Raw genomic sequence first — 19,563 nt, forward strand, 5'->3', positions numbered from 1 at the left:
CGTCATGGCGTGCCTCCGGCCACGGTATCGGCCCGCAGCGCTTCGCGCACCGGCCAGGATTGCCACAGCCACGTCACCTCGGACAGCGCCAGCAGGGTAGCCAGGCCCAGCAGGAACACCACGGTCCAGCGCGTCATCGTGGGCAGCTTGCGCGGCGCGATATGCGAGAGCGTGTGGGCGTAGGCGGGCTCGCTGAGCACGCGCTCGCGTCCGCCCAGGTCTGGCCGGCGTTGGTAGATGAACTCATACAGTTCCTCGCGCAGGCTGCGCAGCCGCGCTTCGGCATCGGCGCCGCGAAAGCGCCCCTGGAAACCAAGCCCGAGCGTGAACAGGTACAGCCGTGCCAGGTTGCGGCGCGACGGCTCGCGGTCCAGCAGCAGCTGCTCGATACGGCGAAACACCTGGTCGCCGGCCACGTTGGTGCGAAACAGCGTCGATTCGAGCAGATGCCCGTGCCACGCGGCGCGGCCGGCCCAATCGGCGTTCAACAAGATTTCATCGGCGAGCACCGCCTTCAGGTAGCGGGCATCGGCCACGTCCTCCATCTCGAAGCGCGAGCTGTCGCGCCGCGATTGCAGGGTCTGCACTTCCAGCAGGTTCAGCAGCTGGCGGTTCATGCCTTGCGCGGCAGCTTCGCCGCTGAGGTCGGGTTGTTCGGAGAACCGCTCCTGCAGCTTGACGAGTTCATCCAGGAACGCCCGGAACTGCCCGGTGGCAAGATCGTCTTCCTCGGTTTCCGGTCGGTAGCGCGCCATAGTCTGTTTGCCTTGATAGTCTGCCGTCAGCCCTTGACGAACAGCAGCATTTCCTGCGGCCGCTGCACGCTGGCGCCTTCATTGGGATTGCCAATCACCATCGCCTCGCTGGCATGGACCAGCGCGGGATCGGCTTCGATCTCGAACAACAGGTAACCCGAGCCGGAACGCACCCCAAGGTCCTCGGCATGCTCGACCACACGGCGCACCGCGCCCAGTACGCGCCGCGTGCGCAGCGACGGGTAGACCGACTGCGAGCCCACCACAGCGCCCGACATCCACGCCAGCAGGTCGCGCTCTGATTGCCCGCGCAGGCCCACCACCAGGCGCTCGCCGATCCAGTCCGGCTGCAGCACGATGTCGAACGCGCCGTGGCGGAACTCGAACTTGTGCTCGCGGTACTCTTCGCTGACCTCGGCCAGGGTCTCGCGCAGCGCGCGCAGCAGCGGCGTGAACACGGCCATGGGGTCGGCGTGGTCATAGTCATCCGGCACCGGCGGCAGGCCGCCCGGCTTGAGCAGGCTGAGCGAGCCCAGCACCGAGGCCAGCGCCAGGTAGAGTGCGAGCGGGTGCAGATGCGGCGTGCGCAACACCGCCTCCAGCAGCGGCAGCGCGCTGACCAGGCTGCGCAAGCGGTCCTTCAGTTCCAGCTGGGTCAGGCGGTCGTCCGCCCGGGATGACGGGATCGCGGTCTGCTTGGCCACGAACGCGGCCTTGCCGCGCAGCTGGGCCACCAGCGACGCCACCGCCGTCCACAGCGCGCTGCCGCGTGCCACCTCCAGCAACGGCGGCAGGCGGTCGCCGAGCCGCACGATCTCGTTGTCCTTGTAGACCGCGCCCAGGCACAGCGACACATGGAGCGGCGACGGCCTGGCGCCGGCATCGAGTGCCAGGCCTGGCAGCAGGCGCGGGATGTCGGCGGGCGGCGCCTCGGACACTTCGTCCTCCACCGGGGCGCCCGCCACCGAGCGGAACCGCCGCACCTGCCCGTCCTTGCGGTTTGCGGCCGCCACCGGCAGGGTCAGGTAAAGCGCCAGCATGCCGCCGGCAAGCGCGTCGGCAAACGGTTCGAGCGCCAGCTCCAGCGGCGGCTGGCGGGCATCGTCGCGCGCGTAGGATACGGCCGTGCCGTCCGGCATGATGGCTTCGAGCTGCAGCACGCGCACCACGCCCGCCGGCAGCAGCCCGGCGTCGAACTCCAGCCGGCGCACGCCCCAGCCAAACGGTGCGGCCGCCAGCGTCTGCCACGCCACCAGCGAATCGAGCCGCCCGGCCAGCAGCTGGAGATGCTGGGGCGCCAGCAGCATGCCCTCATGCCATTCAACCCGATCGACCGGCAGCGCGCGCTCAGACATGGGGGGCTCCCGGGCCGTACGCGGCCGTGGCAGGAAAAAACAGGTTCATTTGGTCACAAGCACGGTAAAGGCGGCGCTGTCGAGCTGCACGGCAAGCGTGCCGTTGAATTGCTCGACGCGGGCGCGATGCGCGCCCGGCGCCTGGTAGTTGGCGAACACATAGGCCGCGGCGACGCGCGGCCCCTCCAGGTCTTCGGCCGGCACGTCCAGCCGCTGGCCGGGCACCAGTTCCCAGCTGCGATAACGCAGCCCGCTCGGATAGGTGCTGCCCAGGTCGCTGCGCCCGGCAAACCACTTGGCCGCGGGCAGTTCTGCCAGCCGGGCCTGCAGGGCCTCGTCGCTGACCAGCACCACGTCGACGGCCACCGGGCTGTTGCCGTTGGCATCCGCCGCCGCCGTCAGCGTGACTTGCTTCCATTTGACCTTGTCCCCCTTGAAGCCCAGCCATGAAGAGGCCGCGCAGCCCCCGAGCAGGCCAGCGAGCGCAGCCGCCGCCAGCAGCGTGCCGGCGCGGCGCAGGGACAAGAGATGCACGGGCGTCGTCATCATCAGACTCCTTCGTGGTTGCGGATGCGGCATCATTTCGCACCCACCCCGATGCCCATCAGCACGATCAGCAGCGCCGCCAGCAGCGCGCTGGCGCTGGCCAGCGCCAGTTGCGCGCGCGTCAGCACCAGCCGCACCGCCGCGGCCTGTGCGGCGGGCAGCCGTGGGCCCGGCACGCCGGCGCGCCCATCCACGCCCTCCGTCCGCTGCGCCGCGACGCGCTCCATCGGCAGGCCCACCGACACCAGCGCAATCACCGCGCAGGTGCAGACCAGGCTCAAGGCATTGCGCGGGCCGTCGCAGATCGGGTCGATCGCCAGCAGCAACACCGCGGCTGCCTCCGCCGGCAACTGCAGCACCGAGAGCGCAACGCCCGCATAGGCGATCGTTCCCAGGCCGCCCTGCCCGGCCGAGAGCCAGGCCGCGATGGTGGCGGCCATCGCGATCCATGCCACGTCGCCGGCGCCCACGGGGCGCCCGTACAGGTTGGCGACGAACACCGTGACCAGCGCGAAGTACAGCGCCGAGCCCCCGCGCACGAACACCGCGCCCAGGGGCACCACCAGCTCCACCAGCCCGCGCGGAAAACCCAGCCGCGCGCTCATGGCCTCGATCGTGTGCGGGATCGGCGCGGTGGCACTGCCTGAGGCCAGGCCGACCAGCATGGAGCCATTCAGCTCGGTCACCACCTGCGAGAACGGCAGCCGCGCGCAGGCGGCAATCGCGGCCGCGGCCACGCCGCTGAGCAGCAGGCAGAGCATCAGGAACGTGACCAGCACCCCGGCCATCGCGCCCATGGTGGCGCGGTCGGCATGCATCGACAGATGGGCCGCAAGCCCGAATGCCAGCACCGGGATCAGCAAGTTGGCATGGGCGATGATCTGCTCGAAGGTGCGGTAGATCCCTTCGAACACATTGCTCAGCATGCCGGTCTGCTCGCGCGACAGCGCCGCGAAGGCAAGCCCGAACAGCAGCGTCCCGGTGAGCACGCCCAGCGTCTGGCCATGCGCCAGTGCGCGGTAGAAGTTGTCGGGAATGATGTCCCCGAGCGCGTGCGGCGGCTTGTCCGTATCCGCCTCGGCCCCGGCCTTGCCATGCAGGTCCACGCGCACCTCGCCGCCATCGGCCACGCCGCTGAGGATCAGCGCGCCAAGCTTTTCGCTGGCCCGGGCAGAGAGTTCCGCGCCCGGCGCGGTCAGCACCCCCGCCAGCGCGCCGGCCAGCGCGCACACCCCCACCACCCCGGCAGCCGTGCCGAAGATGGCGCCGAAACGCGCCCCGGCGCGCGGCAGCGCCAGCACCTGGCGCAGGCCGAAGAAGGTGGCCACCACCAGCAGCGGCACCGCGGCCATGTTCACCACCGACAGGTAGAGCTGTCCGACCAGCCAGGCGAAGCGGCCCAGCGGCCCGGCCACGGTGCCGGCGAGCGCGCCCGCCACCAGGCACAAGAGCAGCCCGGGCACGCTGTGCGAGAGCCAGTTCAGGGCTTTCATGCGGCCTTGTTCCAGCCGCGCGCCAGCGCGAACGCCACTGTCGCCCGTGCCAGCTCGTTGGTGCTGTCGACCAGCATGAGCGGCGGCGCGGCCAGGCCGTGCGCCGCCACCGGGATTTCCGTGCAGCCCATGATCGCGGCGCCGACGCCGAGCGCCGCGAGCCGCGCCAGCGCGCTGCCGAGCGCCTCGCCGGCCTGGTCCAGGGCGCCGGCCTTGACCGCCCGGATGCAGGCATCGACCTGCAGCTGCACCGGCTCCGGCGGCACCACCGCCCCGATCCCGCGCGCGCCGAGCGCTTCCTGGTAGATGCCCGAGGCCAGCGCACCGCGCGTGGCCAGGATGGCCACGCTGCCGGTATCGGCAGGCAGGGCCGCCACGCAGGTCCGCGCGATATGCAGGATCGGCGCCGCGCTGTGCGCGCTCAGTTGCGCATACCAGTGGTGCGAGGTATTGCACGGGATCACCACCAGCCCCACCTGGTTGCGGTTGAGCAGCTCGATGCCGCGCAGCAGGTAGGGCAGCGGCAAGGCATCGCCAGCCAGGATCGAGCGCGAGCGGTCCGGGGTCTGCGGCAGGTGCGCCACCACCATCGGCAGGTGGTCCTGGTCACGCGCGGCATCGGTGAGCCGCACCACGCGATCAAGGAAATCCACCGTCGCCAGCGGCCCCATGCCGCCCAGCACCCCGATCATGGTCATGCCAGTACTTCCGTTGTTCATATGAACCGACCCTAAAGCTTCAGCGGCCGCGGGCAGATCACCGACACCGCCGCGGTATTGCCGACCACCAGGATCAGCGTGCGCAGCATGTCGCAGACCGGGTCGACGGCAAGGAAAAGAATGAATGCGGCCTCGAACGGCAGGCCAAGATAGGCACAGGTCATGCCGACCAGCGAAACGATCACCAGGCCCGTCATGCCGGCCGAGGCAAAGCCCGCCAGCACCGAGGCCAGCAGCACCGTGGCGATATCGACCAGGCCCAGCGGGTGGCCGTAGAGCTGCGCGATGAACAGCGTGGCGCAGACGTAATAGACCATCGGCCCCACGCGCAGCAGCGAGATCGCCAGCGGCACCAGCAGTTCCACGCGCACCCGGGCAAAGCCGAGCCGGTCGACCAGGCACTCGATCATGCTGGGCATGCAGGCTGCGCTGTTGCGTGTGGCCAGCGCCAGCGCAAACGGCGAGCGCAGCGCGTCCAGCGTCGCGCCCAGGCTCTGGTTGGAGCGCTTCCAGATGATCCCGACCGCCAGCGCCAGCAGCAGCACCGACGCAATGGAGAACGCCAGCACGAACTGCATCATTGCCTGCAGCGGTTCCAGGCCGGACTTGCCCAGCTGCGCCGCGCTCATGCAGAACAGGATCACGGGCAGCGGATAGCTGAGCCAGTGCATCAGCTTCTGGCAGGCGTGGTAGACCGTCTCCAGCGACAGGCTCAGCCCGATCGAAATGCGCTCGGGCACGCGCCCCACGGCCAGGCCGAACATCAGCGCGAACACCAGGGCCTTGAGGGCGTCGCCATTGGCGAGCGCGGCAAAGATGTTGGTCGGGATCAGGCTGGTCAGGACTTCGGACAGGCTCAGCGACTTCTCCTGGATATCCTCGCCGTAGAGGTTCATCACCGTATCGCTGGACCTGGCATCGCTGCCCACCATCGCGCCGAAGGTCTCCATGGTGGCGCTCGACAGGTTGCTGCCCGGGCGCATCACGATCAGCACCAGTGCCGACACCAGCGCCACCAGCAGCGACGCGCCGACGAACACCGTCACCACGCGGATCATCAGCCGCGAGGCCCCGCCGTCGCGGAAAAGCCGCTGCAGGCTGAAGATCACCGCCGACACCATGAACGGCAGCGTGGTCATCTTGAGCAGGTCCACGTAGACATCGCCCACCACGCCCAGGTGCCGGGCCAGCGCGGGCCAGAGCAGCCCGGTGGCGCCGCCCAGCGCCAGGCTGCCGATCACCACCCACGGATTGAGGGCAATGGCGTAGAGCTTGCCGGCATCCAGCTTCATGGACGCGGCGCGCTGTGCCTGGGCTGCGCCCGGCTTCATGGCGGGCGCGCTCATCGCGTGGCCGCCTGCAGCACGTCCGCCACCTCGAGCCGCTTGGGCCGCTCGGCGAGGAACTGGTTGACAAAGCCCAGCAGCGCCGGCGCCGACACATTGACGGCGATGCCCAGCGTGTCCTCAAGATCCTGCAGCGTCACCACGCGCAGGCGCAGCGCCGCGGTCGGATCCGCCTTGAGCACGCGCTTGACCTCGAACTCGTCGCGGTACACCGCGGCGACGCGGCCGTCGTTCAGCGCCTTCAGGGCTTCATCCCAGGTTGGATAAGCCGTGACGTAGGCCTTGGGGAAATTGTTCACTACATACTCCGAGTACGACGAATTGCCGACCACGCCAATCGAGCTGTCATAGGCGCGGATCACCTCCGGCACCGGCCGGCCGCGTGCCATCTGAGCGAACTTGACGCGATTGAGCAGCAGCGCGCGGTTCAGCCGCAGGTAGGGTGTGCTGAAGCTGATGATCTGCATGCGCGGCAGCGTGCGCGACAGCTTGCTGATGGCCACGTCGGCCTGCCCCTGCGCCAGCAGCTTGACCACCCCGTCGAAGGTGGTGGCGTCGCGGTTGAAGCGCACCCGCACGTTGAGCTTGCGCGCAAGCTCGCGCGCGAGGTCGATATCGAGCCCGCTCAGCTCGCCGTTGCGCTCCTGGAAGAACGGGGGCTGGTCCACCTTCAGCACCGCGACCACCAGTTCCCCGCGGCTGGCGATGCGGGCGAACTCCGGCGCCATCAGGCGTCCGTCAGGCATCAGCACCAGTCCGTTCGGCGTGGAGACGGGCCCAGGGGCGGCGCCTTCCGGCATCCCGCCCTGCACGGCAAACGATGCCGCCGGGTGGGCCGGTGCCGGCGTGTAGGTGGCCTGCGCATGGCCAGCGGCCGGCAGGGCAAGCGCGGCGCCCGCGAGGGCGCGCGCCAGCCAGCGCCACGCGCGTGTTGCCGCGCGGCGGGAATCAGGGACGGGAGTCAGCGACATGGCGTCAATCGGTTCATGTTTCAGGGAGTCGAGGGCGCGCCCGGAGCCGCGCCAAGGCCAGCGGCAATGGCGGGCGCCTGGGTGGCGGCGGGCTGCGTGGCAGTGGCCGGGGCCGCGGGCGCCACGGCCATGGGTGCGGTGTCCGCACGCTGGGGTACGCCAGGCCGCCCCAGGCGGGCGCCGATCTCCACGCCCATCAGGAACAGCAGCGCACACAGCAGCACCGCGCAGGTCACGGCGATGGTCACCATGCGCGAGCTCATCGAGAATACGTAGGTCATGCTTGCCTCGGCGGTCATCAGGGGGTCATCACGGTGGCTTGCGCCGGCGCGACGATCTGGATCACGCCGCCCCATGCGCACATCAGTTTCGAGCTGTCCTGCAGCGCCGGCGCGCCGCCGATCTGCACGGTCGGCGCGCCCGGCAGCCACGGCGCCGACGTCGCCGGCACGCACGGCATCGGTGTCAGCACGCCCTGCGCCGCGGCGGTGGCCGCGGCCACCTGCGGGTTGCCGAGGCAGTTGCACATGCCGAAGGGCGGGATATTCACCATCGGCAGGTGGTCCATCACGCTGGCCGCACCGCTGCCGGCCAGCACGCGGCCCAGCGGCAGCACGACCAGGCTGGACGGCGCCAGCCCGAAGCTACACTGCATGGTCGCGCCCATGGTGACCTGCAAGGCCATGCCTAACCCCTCAGCCAGCGTTCGAGACGCTGTGCAAAGCCGGCGGGCATTGCCGCGCCATCGTCGCCATCGGCGGGTGCGATCGCCTGCCAGTCGCCCCGGGGCTTGCCGTCGGCATAGCTGCGCACTGCGATGACCTCGCCTTCCGGGTCGAACCTGCGCGCCATGCCGTGCAGCAGGTCGTTGCGGTACGGCAGCGACTGCGCCAGCGTGCCGCCAGCGCCGTACTCACGGGTCTCGCCCTCGAGCCTGCCGGCGCGGTAGCGGCTGCGGCGCACCACCGCGCCCTCATGCGCATAGACGGCCTCGTCCTCGAGCCGGCCCTGCCGGTAGACGCAGCGCGCGGTCACCTCGCCGGACGGCGCGTAGCACACGCTCTCTCCCGCGAGCTGCCCGTCGGCGTACAGCTGGCGCGTCTCCAGCCGGCCGTTGCGGTAGGTGGCGCTGATGCCGTGCAGGCGGCCGCCGGCATAATGCGCTTCGTATTCGAGGCTGCCATCGGCGGCATAGGCACGCAGCAGCCCCGCCAGTTCGCCATGCTCGTATTCCGCATCCAGGCGCAGCGAGCCATCCGGATGGAAGCACTCGAACCTGCCGTGCGGGCGCCCGCCGGCCAGCGGCACGCGCGACACCAGGCGGCCATCGCCGTCATAAGCTTCGGCCATGGCGGGTCCTGGATCGGGCGGCGTCGGGGCAGTTAAAGTCATGGCTCTGTTCCGCGGGTCAGTTCAGTTTCACCAGGGCGCCCTTGAGCTCGAGCATGCCGCCGCTTTCCACCGTCTGCGCGGCCGACGCCTTCTGCCGGACCATCATGGCTTCGTTGCTCAGGGTGGTGCCGGCCTTGCTGCTCAGCGTGGTGCCGGCCTCGCACTGCAGCGAGGTTCCCGCCTTGAACGCGATCGATCCGCCGACCTCGATCACCAGGTTGCCGGCCACCGTGAGCTTGTAGTTGCCGCCAACGTCGTGCGCGAACGCCGCGCCGCTGGTGTGGGTCTCGTCGCCATCCGCCTTGACCTGGCGCGTGCCGCTCACCTTGTGCGTTTCATTGCCGGACCGCACTTCCAGCGCAAGGTCGCCGGCCTTGACCAGGTGCGATTCGCCGCCCGCCTCCACCGTGGTGGACAAGGTGTCTGCCACCGAAACCGTCATGGCGCGCTGGGCGCGCAGGAACAGCTCCTCGGCACCAGCCTTGTCTTCCATGCGCAGCTCATTGCCGGCCGACCCGCCCTTCGATGCGCGCGAACGGATCACGCTCTGCGTCTGCATGGCCGGCAGCGGCACCGGTACGCCGGACTGGCCGTTGTAGACGCTGCCGGTCACCAGCGGCCGGTCCGGGTCGCCATCGACATAGCCGACCACCACCTCCTGCCCTACGCGCGGCAGGAACAGGTGGCCCCAGCCGGCGCCGGCCCAGGCCTGCGCCACGCGGACCCAGCATGAGCTGTCCTGGTTAGCGCCGGGCGCACGGTCCCAGTGGAACTTCAGCTTGATGCGGCCATGCGCATCGGTCCAGATCTCTTCGCCCTGGGACCCGGCCACGGTCGCGGTGTGCGTGCCGGCGACCAGCGGCCGCGGCGTGCTGAGCGGCGCGCGGAATGGCACCGACAGCGGCAACACCGACACGGTATTGCCATAGGCATCACCGCTCCAGGCATGCTCCACCGCGCGCACCACGTAGGCGATATCGAGCGCGGGATCGACGTGGCCGTGCAGCGTGAAGCGGATGCCCGCGGCCAGGTGGTGGCACGCGCTCTCGCCCATGCCCGTCTGCGCCTGGGCCTGCTGCGCGCCGACCCGGATCGCGGCCTTGCGGCTGGCGTCGGCGGCATCCTTGTGCCGGCCGGGAAACACGTACTGCTGCGCCACCGGCGCCGCGCCGGCCTGGGCGGTGCCCTCCGAAGTCCGGGCCTGCAGGTAATCGTAGTCGGCCAGCACCTGCGTCGCGGCGCCAAGCTGGCGCGCCATGCCGAAGGCGAGCATCCGTGCCGCGCCGGCCTGCGGGCGCTCCATGTCATGCATCGCCAGGTCGGCGCAGTGCGCGCCGGGCGGGTGGGCCGACGGGCTGTCGGCCAGCACCATGGTGTGCGCGCCGTCCGCGAAGGTGAAGAAGTAGAAGATGCCTTCCTCCTCCATCAGCCGCGAGATGAAGTCGAACGGGCTTTCGTCGTACTGCACGCAGTACTCGCGCACCGGGTAGCGCGTTTCGGTGATGCGGGCCTCGAACGCCACGTCGAAGGACTGCAGCACGCGGCGGATGATCTGCGGCGCGGACAGGTTCTGGTAGATGGCGCGGTCGCGCCCGAGGGTCAGCAGCCACAGCCGCGGCGCCAGTTCCGCGGTGTAGAAGCCATGGTTGTGGTCGGCGCCGGCGTGGGCAAAGCGCGTGACGATGCCGTTCAGGTAGCGGGGCGCGCCGCCCGGGTGCTGCAGCGTGACGGTAAGGCGCTGGCCCACGATGCGGCCCGGGTCGAGCGCCTTGTCCGCCGAGCGCATGCGCAGGCTGAAGCGGAACAGCTCGGATATTGCCTCGCGCCCGGCAAAGCCATCGAGCAGCAGCACGTCGCCGCCAAACGGCGTGGCCAGTGTCGCGAAGCTGCCGGCCTGGGTGGCCTGTGTCGGGATCATGCGTCAGCGCCCCTCTTGCGGCAGGAAGCGGAACGCCACGCCGCCGCCGGTGTCGAGCGAGAGATGCACGCCGCCGAACGGCTCCGAGATCGACAGCTGCTCCAGCACGCGCCGCGCCAGTTCCGGCAGCACCGACTGGGTCAGGATATGGTCGACATTGCGCGCGCCGCTGTCGACCTCGGTGCAGCGCTGCGTGATCGCCTGCGCCAGTGCCTCGTCCCAGCTCAGGCGCGCGTTGTGGTTGCGCGCGAAGCGTTGCGCCAGCCGGGTGAGCTTGAGGTCGACGATATTGCGGATCTGCGCATCGCCCAGGTGGTAGTACGGCACCAGCACCAGGCGCGCCAGGAACGCCGCGCTGAACTGCCTGAGCAGCGCGGGGCGCAGCTTCTCGACCAGTTCCTGCGGCGGCGGGCGCCGGCCGCCGCGCGAGGCCTCGGTGATCACGTCCTGCGCCGCGTTCGAGGTCAGCAGGATCACCGTGTTGCGGAAATCGATCGGCACGCCTTCGCCGTCTTCCATCACGCCCTTGTCGAAGACCTGGAAGAACAGCTCCAGCACGTCGGGATGCGCCTTCTCCATCTCGTCGAGCAGCACCACACTGTACGGGCGGCGGCGCACCGCCTCGGTCAGCACGCCACCCCGGCCGTAACCGACGTAGCCCGGCGGCGCGCCCTTCAGGCCCGACACGCTGTGGGCCTCCTGGAACTCCGACATGTTGACCGTGATCATGTTGCGCTCGCCGCCGTAGAGCAGGTCGGCCAGCGCATGCGCGGTCTCGGTCTTGCCGACGCCGCTCGGTCCGACCAGCAGGAACACGCCGACCGGCTTGCCCGGGTCATCGAGATCGGCGCGGAACGTGCGGATGCGGCGCGCGATCGCGTCGAGGGCCTCGTCCTGGCCCACCACGCGCTCGCCGAGCTTGTCCTGCAGGTACAGCACCGTGTGCAGTTCGTCGGCCAGCATGCGGCCGACCGGGACACCGGTCCAGCCTGAAATGACCTCGGCCACCGCGGCCGAGTCCACGCATACCGGCACCATCGGCTCATCGTTCTGCACCGCCTCCAGGCCTTTTTCCAGGCGCGCGAGACTGGCGCCAAGCGACTCCGCGCTGTCGGCGTTGTCGTCGTCCTCATGCCTCGCCGCACCGTCGGCTCCGGCCTCGGCCTGGCTCTCCTGCTCAAGGAACGCCGCGATCCTGCGGCGCCAGGCCAGGATTTCCTCGACGGCCAGCTTCTCGGTGGCGAGCTTGTCGCTGAGCCGCGCGTGCTGCGCCCGGGCTTCGTCGCGCTGGCGCGTGACGGCAGCGATTTCGTCGGCGCGCCCGCTGCCGGTGGCGGCCTCATGGCGCAGGATGCGCAGTTGGTTCTCGGCGCTTTCGATCGAGCGCCCAAGCGCTTCGATCGCCTCGGGCACGCCGCTCTGCGCGGCCGCCACGCGGGCGCAGGCGGTGTCGAGCACGCTGATGGCCTTGTCGGGCAACTGCCGGCCCGAGACATAGCGGTGCGACAGCCTGACCGCGTCGCGCACGGCGTCGTCGAGGATCTCCACGCCGTGGTGCGCTTCAAGCTTGCGCACCATGCCGCGCAGCATGTCCACGGCCGCGGCCTCGGCCGGCTCGTCCACCTTGACGATCTGGAAACGGCGCGCGAGCGCTGGGTCACGCTCGATGTACTTCTTGTACTCGGCCCAGGTGGTCGCGGCAATGGTGCGCAACTCGCCGCGCGCCAGCGCAGGCTTGAGCAGGTTGGCGGCATCGCCCTGCCCTTCGCTGCCGCCGGCGCCGATCAACTGGTGCGCTTCGTCGATAAACAGGATCACCGGCACCGGCGAGGCCGCCACCTCGGCGATCACGGACTTGAGCCGGTTCTCGAACTCGCCCTTGACGCCGGCGCCGGCCTGCAGCAACGCCAGGTCCAGCGAGCGCACCGACACCTGGCGCAGCGCCGGCGGCACGTCGCCGGAGACGATGCGCTGGGCAAAGCCTTCGACCACTGCGGTCTTGCCCACGCCGGCCTCGCCGGTCAGGATCGGGTTGTTCTGGCGGCGGCGCAGCAGCACATCGACCAGTTGCCGGATTTCACTGTCGCGCCCGCGCACCGGATCGATCGCGCCGGCTCGCGCCAGCGCAGTCAGGTCGACAGTGAACTGCTCCAGCGCCGATGCCTGCCCGCTGCCGGGTCCGCGCTGCGGCATGCCGAACGCTGCCGTGGCCGCCGCTGCCGGGATTGCATCGGTTCCGGACCCGCCGCCAATGGCGGATGCCCCCAGCAGCGCTGGCAGGGCCTCGCGCAGCGCCGCACGCGGAATCCGCAGCAGCGCCGGCGCCGATTCCAGCAGCATGCCGCGCAGGCTTTCCACCTCCAGCAGTGCCAGCAGCAGCGTGCCGGCGCGCACTTGCTGTTCGCCGAGCAGCATCGAACTGAGCAGCCAGGCTTCCTGGAACAGCGGCGAGAAGTTGGGCGACAGCGCCGGCGTGCGGCCGTTGCCGCGCTTGAAGCCGTCGATCGCCTTCTGCAACTGCGACACCACCTGCGCGGGCGCGAGGTCGAAATGCGCGAGGATCGCCTGCAGGTCCGTGGCGCCGCCTTCCAGCAATTGCAGCAGCAGGTGCTCGACGTCGACGCTGTAGTGCGTTTGCCGGACGCAAAGCTGGGCGGCCTGCTCCATCGCGTGCCGGCACTCGGGATTGAGGCGGCTGAGCAGCGTGCGGATATCGATGTCCATGTTTGTGCCGGTCAGGATGCGTGCGCTCGCAACGCCAGTTGCACCGGCGCGGGCCGTGCCTGGGCGCCGCCGGCCAGCCAGGCGGTCCAGCCCAGGCGCGCACCCAGCCCCAGCCCCGCGGGCTGGCGCGTGCCGAGATGGAGCGCGAGCCGCACGTCGAGCGGTTGCGGCACATAGGCGCGTACCAGCGCCGCGACCAGCGCGTGGTCGCGCCCGCCAGGCAGCAGGGCGCGCAGGCGCTCGGCCCCGGGCACCTGCACATCAAGCCTGATGCCGGCGGCCTGGTCCCACGTGCGCCGCCCCAGCACCGCGCCGCCGCCGAGCGTGATCCCCCCGGCTGCACCGCGTCCGCCGAGCCGCACGGCATCGCTGGCTTCAACCGGCAGCCAGCCGCCGAGACACTGCGTCCCGCTCACGCGCAAGCCGAGACGGTCCCCCAGCATGGCCAGCAACCCCGCCATCGAACGCGGCGCCGCACCCAGCAGCCCGGCATGGCGCAGCCACGGCGCCGCGCCGGCGGGTGCATTGGCGGTTGAGGGCCCACGCTGCAAGCCGAGGTTGCTGAGCGCATCCAGGCACGCCGCCAGCGTGCCGCCGCTCGGGCGCTGGCCGCCCAGTGCGGGCGAGTGCTTGCGCCGGCCGCGATACAGGAAGGACAGGAAGCGGTGATTGAAGCTGTCGAGCAGGTCGCCCATCGCGGGGTCGCGCGCGGCGCGGCGCTCAAGCAGCATCTCGGTGTAGGCCAGCGGCAGCGGCCCGCCTGCCCCCGCCAGCGACATCACGGGGGTCGTCAGCGTGAACGGGCGCCCGCCCCGGCCAGCACCTTCGGTGGACGCGTGCACCGCGCCGATATCGCGCGGCTGGAAGGCCAGCGAGACCAGTCCGCGCAGGCGCACCGCCTCCCCGGCGCCGTTGCCGCGGCCGACCGGCTGTGCCCCCGGCACCGCGCGTTCAATCAGGCTGATGGCCTGGAACAGGTCGAAACCGGCCGGGTTGGACGCCAGGCAGTCGATCAAAGCAGCTGCTGGCTGCCCGTCATTGCGGGCCATTGCTTCCATATCTCGTCTCCGCGGCGCACGACCAGCCGCACGAAGGAATTGACTGAGGCATACAGCGCAAGGAAGCGCGCCAGCACCGCTCCCAGCAGCAGCGGCGAGCCGCCGACAAAGGCATCGGGATCGAACTCGATCGAGACCTCGGTGCCACGGCAGTAGCCGCGCCAGGCCTCGGTGCCCACGTGCGCGGCCGCGCCGCGCGCGCGCACGCTGCGGATGCCCCGCACCTGGTCCTGCTGGCGGTGGCCGTCGCCCGCGAACAGGCGCAGCATCTGCTGCACCTCATGGCGCCCGGTGCCACCGCCGGCCAGGGTGCCGTGGTGCAGCGTCAGCAGCGAGATCAGCGGCCACAAGGTCTCGCTGCCCATGGGCGGATCGCACTGCACGGTCGGCTCATAGAGGCAGCGCACCTGCGCGTACTGCGACACATCTTCCAGCACCATGCGCGCCCCCACCGGCACCTGCTCCGCGAGCCGGCGATTGGTGCACAGCACGTTGGCATAGACCACGGGTGCCGCCGGCAGGCGTTGCACGTTGCCCGCATCGACAAAGCTGAGATACATGTCGGTGCCGGACAGGTTGGCCCGCAAGGTCGGCTCGCGGCGCGCGTGCCAGAACAGCTCGCCTTCGGCCGGGTCGTCGGTGGCCGCCGCAAACGGCGGCACCGCCAGCGAGCGGTCGCTGGCCGGATCCGACAGCACCACCGACCGGATCGAATGGATCTCGGTCATCGCCTCGCGGCGCTGGTCCGCCACCAGCCGGTACTCATAGTGCCGGTGGTCGAGCATGATGGGCTCGCTGGTCTGCGAGAACAGGTTGATCGCCGGCACGCAGCCAAGCCGGAACATGCCGGCATGCAGCCGGTCCAGCCCGGGCGCGCTGCGCTGCAGGCGCAGCACCACGTCGCAGCTGCGGCCCTTGCCAAGCCGGCCGGCGGGCAGGTCCAGGTCGAAGAAGTGAAACTTGCGCGCGAAGGCGAAGTACTCCTGCATCAGCCCGTAGGCCGGCTGCGCATGCGGCGGCTGCGGCAGCACGTTCTCGCCGGGGCCGTAGCCGGCCTCGCGCCACGCGCTGGCGGGCAGCCACGCCGGCGGGCCATCTGGCGGTTCGACGCTGACGCCGGCCACGCTGGTGACCAGCAGTTCATACAACGGCACGGTCACCATCCAGTCGCCGTGCAGATGGATGCGCAGCGTTCCCAGTCCGAGCTCGGAGAAATCGACGCCGTCGGCGCATTCAAGCGTCAGCCGCAGGCCGTTGTCGTCGGTCATGCGCGCGTGCGTGACCGCCAGCGGCCACAGCGTCGTGTCCCATGCCGTGCGGAAGCGGCACATCTCGCCGCCCTCGGTGCGTGCATGCAGGCCGGTGTGGCGCGGCACGGCGTAGCCGGTGGTCACCTTGCCCTGGGCCGCGTCGAGATCGAACTGCACCACCGTCATCGACGGCACCGGCTGCACCAGCGACGGGCACACGTTCTCCAGCAGCGCTGCGGCAACTTGCGGGAACACCTGGTCCAGGTCGCGATGCACACGCGCCGCCAGGAAGGCGGTGGCTTCGATCAGGCGCTCGGTATGCGGGTCGAGCGATTCGGTGCCATGCAGCGCAATGCGCGCGGCCACGTTGGGATAGCGCTCGGCAAACGCGGCGCCTTCCGTGCGCAGGTAGGCAAGCTCGCGCTTGTAGTACGGCAGGATGCCGCCGTCGCCGGCACCGTCTGCGATGCCCTCAGCCATGATCGCCCCAGCGCGGGTCAGCGGGCTGGCCTGCCGCGGCGAGCTCGAACGCCACGCGCACCGGCGCGGCGCCCAGCGGCAACTCGCCGTCGATCACCAGGACCGGGCGCGGGGTGTCGCGCTCGGCAAAGCGTACGCGCGCCTGGCGCAGGCGCGGCTCGAACATCGCGATCGCATGCGCAACCAGCGCCGCAATCGCGTCGCAGTCCGGCACCGACTGGAACGAGCGGAAGGAGAAGTCCGGCACACCGTAGTCGAGCACGGTCCCGTCCGACTCCAGGAACTGCGCCGCCGTCAGCCGCGAGCGCGTATTGAGCAGCCGGGCAAGCTCGCGCGCCACCGACTGGCGCAGCGGCTCGCCCTGGAGCAACTGCGCCGAGGGGGCGTTCGCACCCGCCGACAGCCGCTCGAACAGCGGCATCGGCGACCCGGTGACGATGACGGACATGTGCAGCCCCGCTTACGCCGCCTTCTTCTGCGGCTCCGGCGGCGCGGACACTGCGCAGGCCATGTTCTCCACCAGGTCCCAGCCGAACGCTGCCGTGCCTTCCTTCTGCGCGTCGCCCTTCTGTTGCGTGAAGAACGCGGTGATGCGGGTGAAGTCGAGCGTGAACGTGTCGGAGGAATCGCCCATGCCGCCAGCGGTCTGGATGGACTCGACGATCGCGTCGCTCAGCGTGTAGGTCATCTCCGAGCGGAACGCACCGTCTTCGGTTCGTCCGATCTCGAGTTTCACATCGCCGAGCGACTTGCCGGCGGCGCACGCGGCGTACAGACCGGGCGTGGCCTGGTCGGTCTTCTTTGACATCGTCATGCTCTGGAACTGCGCCTTGCCCGAGGTGCGCTTCGAGTTGGCCGGGTCATTGGTCACGGCCATCGCCACGCCGTGCGAGAACGAATAGATCTGGATGCGCTCGGCGGCACGGCCAGTCTGCTGCTTGTTGCTGCCCTTGATCTCGGGGATGTCGAGAATGATGGTGTCCATGGTGTCTGTGCTCTCTCAGTTCCGTTATGTCCGGGGATGCCGGATGCGAGCCTGCCGGTCTACGCTGCCGCTGCCGGCAGGTCTGCAACCAGGCGGATCGATGCGGTCAGTTCTTCCATCTGGAAGTGCGGCTTCAGGAAACACGTGGCACGGTAGGCGCCGGGCTTGCCCGGCACCTCGGTCACGTCGACGCGCGCGGCGCTCAGCGGAAAGCGCGACTTGGCCTCCGGCGTCGCGGAGGGATTGAGCAGCACGTAGTCGGCGATCCAGTTGTTCAGGTAGCGCTCCACGTCCCCGCGCGTCTGGAAGCTGCCCACCTTGTCGCGCATGATCACCTTCAGGTAGTGCGCAAAGCGCGAAGCCGCCAGCACATACGGCAGACGGGCAGACAACTGCGCGTTGGCGTTGGCCTGGTCCTTGTTGTAGACCTTGGGCTTGTTTGCCGTCTGGCTGCCAAAGAAGGTGGCGCTGTTCGAGCCCTTGGCGTTGACGATGGCGATAAAGCCCAGGTCGTTGAGCTCCTTCTCGCGGCGATCGGTGATGGTGACTTCGGTCGGGCACTTGAGCGCGACGTCGCCTTCATCCGTCTTGTAGGTATGCGCAACCAGGCCGTCAACCTTGCCGCCGCCTTCAACGCCGCGGATGGCGGTCGACCAGCTGTACTTGGCATGCGCGTCGGTGATGCGCAGGCCCAGCTGGTAGGCCGAGTTGGCCCACAGGTACTTGCTGTGGTCGGTGCCGTCGACGTCTTCTTCGAAATTGAAGCTCTCGACCGGATTGGTCCTGGCGCCGTAAGGCAGGCGCGCCGCGTAGGACGGCAGCACCAGCGACACATAGCGCGAATCCTCGGTTTCGCGGAAGCCGCGCCACTGCGCCAGCTCCGCGCTCTCGAAGATCTTGGCCAGGTCGCGCGTCACGCCCAGCTCGGTGAAAGCGCGCAGGTCGAACAGGCTCGGCGCCGCGCTGGTGATGAACGGTGCATGGGCGGCAGCTGCCACCTTCGAGATCCGCTCAAGCAGCGCCACGTCCTGCGGATGGCGGCCGAAGCTGTAGTCGCCGATCAGCAGCGTATAGGGATGGCCGCCGAAGGTGCCGTACTCTTCTTCGTAGATCTTCTTGAACAGCACGCTCATGTCGTGGTCGACTGCGGTTTCAAGATCCTTCAGCAGCTCGGCCTTGGTCACGTTGAGCAGGCGCAGCTTCAGGCTGGTGCCGGTCTCGGTGCCGTAGACCATGTCGTGCAGGCCCGTCCACGCGCCTTCCAGCGCCTGGAACGCGGGGTCGTGCATGATGGCGTTGAGCTGGTCGCTCAGCAGGCGGTCGATCTCGGCCACGCGCTCGTTGATGGTTGCCACCAGGCTCTTGTCCGGGCTGGTGCGCATGCCCTCGTCAAGGATCTGCGAGGCCAGCTGGCCGATCAGCTTCCTGGCATAGCCGCTCTGCGACGGCTCGACCGCCATATTGCCTTCCTGCACGATACGGTCGAGCAGCGCCAGTTCACGCTCGGCTGCGGCCGTGGTGCTCCCCTTTGATTCGGCGCTCGCGTTGTCCGCTGCGGAGTTCTTTGCCATCTGGTTCACCCTTTGTGAATTCGTTGCGTCCTGCGGGCCTCGATGCCCGCGCCCCGCCGCCGCGTCATGCCGGCGTGGCGTCTCCGGTTTCCGGCTGTGCCGCCGCGGCGCCGGCGTCGGCTTCGCTGCGCAGCAGCTTGAGCTCATCGGCGTTGTTGACGATGCGCTCAAGCAGCACGTCGAGTTCGTCGTTGCCATCGAGCTTGCCGAGCAGGTCGCGCAGTTGCTGGCGTGCTTCCAGCAGCTTGGCCAGGCGCGGCACCTGTGCCACCAGGCTTTCCGGGTGGAAGTCGCTGAACTTGCCGAAGCGCAGTTCGACCTTGAGATTGGCGTCGCCCTTCATGGTGTCGGGCACGGACAGCTCCAGGCGCGGTGCGATCTTGCCCATGATCTCGTCGAAGTTGTCGCGGTCGATCTCGATGAAGCGCCGTTCCTTGAGCTTGGGCGGCGGCACCGCCGGTTGCCCGGACAGGTCCGCCAGCAGGCCGACCACCATCGGCAGCTCGCGCTTCTCGACCGCGTCACCGACCTCTACGTCATATGAAATCTGGACCCGAGGCGGGCGATTTCGCCCTACCCACTTCTGCAGACTATTGGACATGGAACTCTCCGGAAGGACTCGAATGTGTCCGGTCAAATCATCGGTTTCGCACGGCAGCCCGTGCTGAAGGCAAAACCAGTCCCCCGGGCCGGCGCAACCGGTCCGAAAAAGGTCGAAGCGCATCGCGCCGCAGGGCCGGCATGGCGGCTGCGGAAGGCGGATACCCTCGCTGGCAAACCCACTTTTTGTTACCCGTTCCTACCTGGCGCAGAGCGCAGGCAGCAGGCTGCACGCGCTCGACCCCGCTGGTGGCTCCGCGCCAGCCGGCTCGCGCATGGCGTGCTGCGGCACGACGAAGGCACCTTGTCTTTGCGCGCCGTTCCATCGTTGACCCTTGCTGTGTTTCTAGTTGCGGCGCGCAAATTCAAGCGGAATTTAAGGTGACGGTGAGGTCGGGCA

The 19,563-nt window shown here is 69.5% G+C and carries 18 protein-coding genes; all 18 read right to left on the minus strand.

Features of this window, described 5'->3' with window-relative positions; all coding sequences use genetic code 11:
- Positions 1-2: 2 nt before the first annotated feature.
- Positions 3-755: a DotU family type IV/VI secretion system protein gene (locus AC3WON_RS00285; RefSeq protein WP_492350816.1), complete on the minus strand. Its 753-nt coding sequence runs from the start codon at positions 753-755 to the stop codon at positions 3-5.
- A gap of 26 nt (positions 756-781) precedes the next feature.
- Positions 782-2,110, minus strand: a complete 1,329-nt coding sequence (gene tssK / locus AC3WON_RS00290; RefSeq protein ID WP_492318287.1) for a type VI secretion system baseplate subunit TssK — start codon at positions 2,108-2,110, stop codon at positions 782-784.
- Positions 2,111-2,155: 45 nt separating this feature from the next.
- Positions 2,156-2,659: a hypothetical protein gene (locus AC3WON_RS00295; protein ID WP_492318286.1), complete on the minus strand. Its 504-nt coding sequence runs from the start codon at positions 2,657-2,659 to the stop codon at positions 2,156-2,158.
- Positions 2,660-2,688: 29 nt separating this feature from the next.
- A complete protein-coding gene (locus AC3WON_RS00300) occupies positions 2,689-4,149 on the minus strand; it encodes a dicarboxylate/amino acid:cation symporter (protein ID WP_492350817.1) in 1,461 nt (486 codons plus the stop codon).
- A complete protein-coding gene (gene cuyB / locus AC3WON_RS00305; protein WP_492350818.1) occupies positions 4,146-4,847 on the minus strand; it encodes a cysteate racemase in 702 nt (233 codons plus the stop codon). The genes AC3WON_RS00300 and cuyB overlap by 4 nt, the downstream gene beginning before the upstream one ends.
- Positions 4,848-4,879: 32 nt before the next feature.
- Positions 4,880-6,160 carry a dicarboxylate/amino acid:cation symporter gene (locus AC3WON_RS00310; RefSeq protein WP_369798934.1) on the minus strand — a complete coding sequence of 427 codons (1,281 nt, stop codon included), beginning with the start codon at positions 6,158-6,160 and terminating at the stop codon, positions 4,880-4,882.
- 50 nt (positions 6,161-6,210) lie between these two features.
- Positions 6,211-7,185 (minus strand): substrate-binding periplasmic protein, encoded by a 975-nt coding sequence (locus tag AC3WON_RS00315; protein ID WP_492350819.1) that lies wholly within the window; start codon positions 7,183-7,185, stop codon positions 6,211-6,213.
- A gap of 20 nt (positions 7,186-7,205) precedes the next feature.
- Positions 7,206-7,466, minus strand: a complete 261-nt coding sequence (locus AC3WON_RS00320) for a hypothetical protein (RefSeq protein WP_492318282.1) — start codon at positions 7,464-7,466, stop codon at positions 7,206-7,208.
- A 17-nt stretch (positions 7,467-7,483) separates the two neighbouring features.
- Positions 7,484-7,870, minus strand: coding sequence for a DUF4280 domain-containing protein (locus AC3WON_RS00325; RefSeq protein WP_492318281.1), 387 nt, complete (start codon positions 7,868-7,870; stop codon positions 7,484-7,486).
- Positions 7,871-7,872: 2 nt separating this feature from the next.
- Positions 7,873-8,535 (minus strand): toxin-antitoxin system YwqK family antitoxin, encoded by a 663-nt coding sequence (locus AC3WON_RS00330; RefSeq protein ID WP_492350820.1) that lies wholly within the window; start codon positions 8,533-8,535, stop codon positions 7,873-7,875.
- A gap of 58 nt (positions 8,536-8,593) precedes the next feature.
- Positions 8,594-10,495 carry a type VI secretion system tip protein TssI/VgrG gene (gene tssI, locus AC3WON_RS00335; protein ID WP_492350821.1) on the minus strand — a complete coding sequence of 634 codons (1,902 nt, stop codon included), beginning with the start codon at positions 10,493-10,495 and terminating at the stop codon, positions 8,594-8,596.
- 3 nt (positions 10,496-10,498) lie between these two features.
- Positions 10,499-13,219: a type VI secretion system ATPase TssH gene (gene tssH / locus AC3WON_RS00340; RefSeq protein ID WP_492350822.1), complete on the minus strand. Its 2,721-nt coding sequence runs from the start codon at positions 13,217-13,219 to the stop codon at positions 10,499-10,501.
- An 11-nt stretch (positions 13,220-13,230) separates the two neighbouring features.
- Complete coding sequence (gene tssG, locus AC3WON_RS00345) at positions 13,231-14,277, minus strand: type VI secretion system baseplate subunit TssG (RefSeq protein WP_492350823.1); 1,047 nt, start codon at positions 14,275-14,277, stop codon at positions 13,231-13,233.
- Positions 14,232-16,007 (minus strand): type VI secretion system baseplate subunit TssF, encoded by a 1,776-nt coding sequence (gene tssF / locus AC3WON_RS00350; RefSeq protein ID WP_492350824.1) that lies wholly within the window; start codon positions 16,005-16,007, stop codon positions 14,232-14,234. Before tssF ends, tssG begins: the two co-directional genes overlap by 46 nt.
- Positions 16,000-16,455 (minus strand): type VI secretion system baseplate subunit TssE, encoded by a 456-nt coding sequence (gene tssE / locus AC3WON_RS00355; RefSeq protein ID WP_492318275.1) that lies wholly within the window; start codon positions 16,453-16,455, stop codon positions 16,000-16,002. The genes tssF and tssE overlap by 8 nt, the downstream gene beginning before the upstream one ends.
- Positions 16,456-16,467: 12 nt before the next feature.
- Entirely contained in the window at positions 16,468-16,992 is a 525-nt protein-coding gene (locus tag AC3WON_RS00360) for an Hcp family type VI secretion system effector (protein ID WP_010810734.1), read from the minus strand.
- A gap of 59 nt (positions 16,993-17,051) precedes the next feature.
- Positions 17,052-18,563 (minus strand): type VI secretion system contractile sheath large subunit, encoded by a 1,512-nt coding sequence (gene tssC, locus AC3WON_RS00365; RefSeq protein ID WP_492350825.1) that lies wholly within the window; start codon positions 18,561-18,563, stop codon positions 17,052-17,054.
- A gap of 64 nt (positions 18,564-18,627) precedes the next feature.
- The gene (gene tssB / locus AC3WON_RS00370) at positions 18,628-19,164 is read right to left on the minus strand and encodes a type VI secretion system contractile sheath small subunit (protein WP_492318273.1); all 537 of its coding nucleotides are present in this window, start codon (positions 19,162-19,164) and stop codon (positions 18,628-18,630) included.
- Between the last annotated feature and the right edge of the window lie 399 nt (positions 19,165-19,563).

Source organism: Cupriavidus sp. FW305-46 (genome assembly GCF_058787075.1).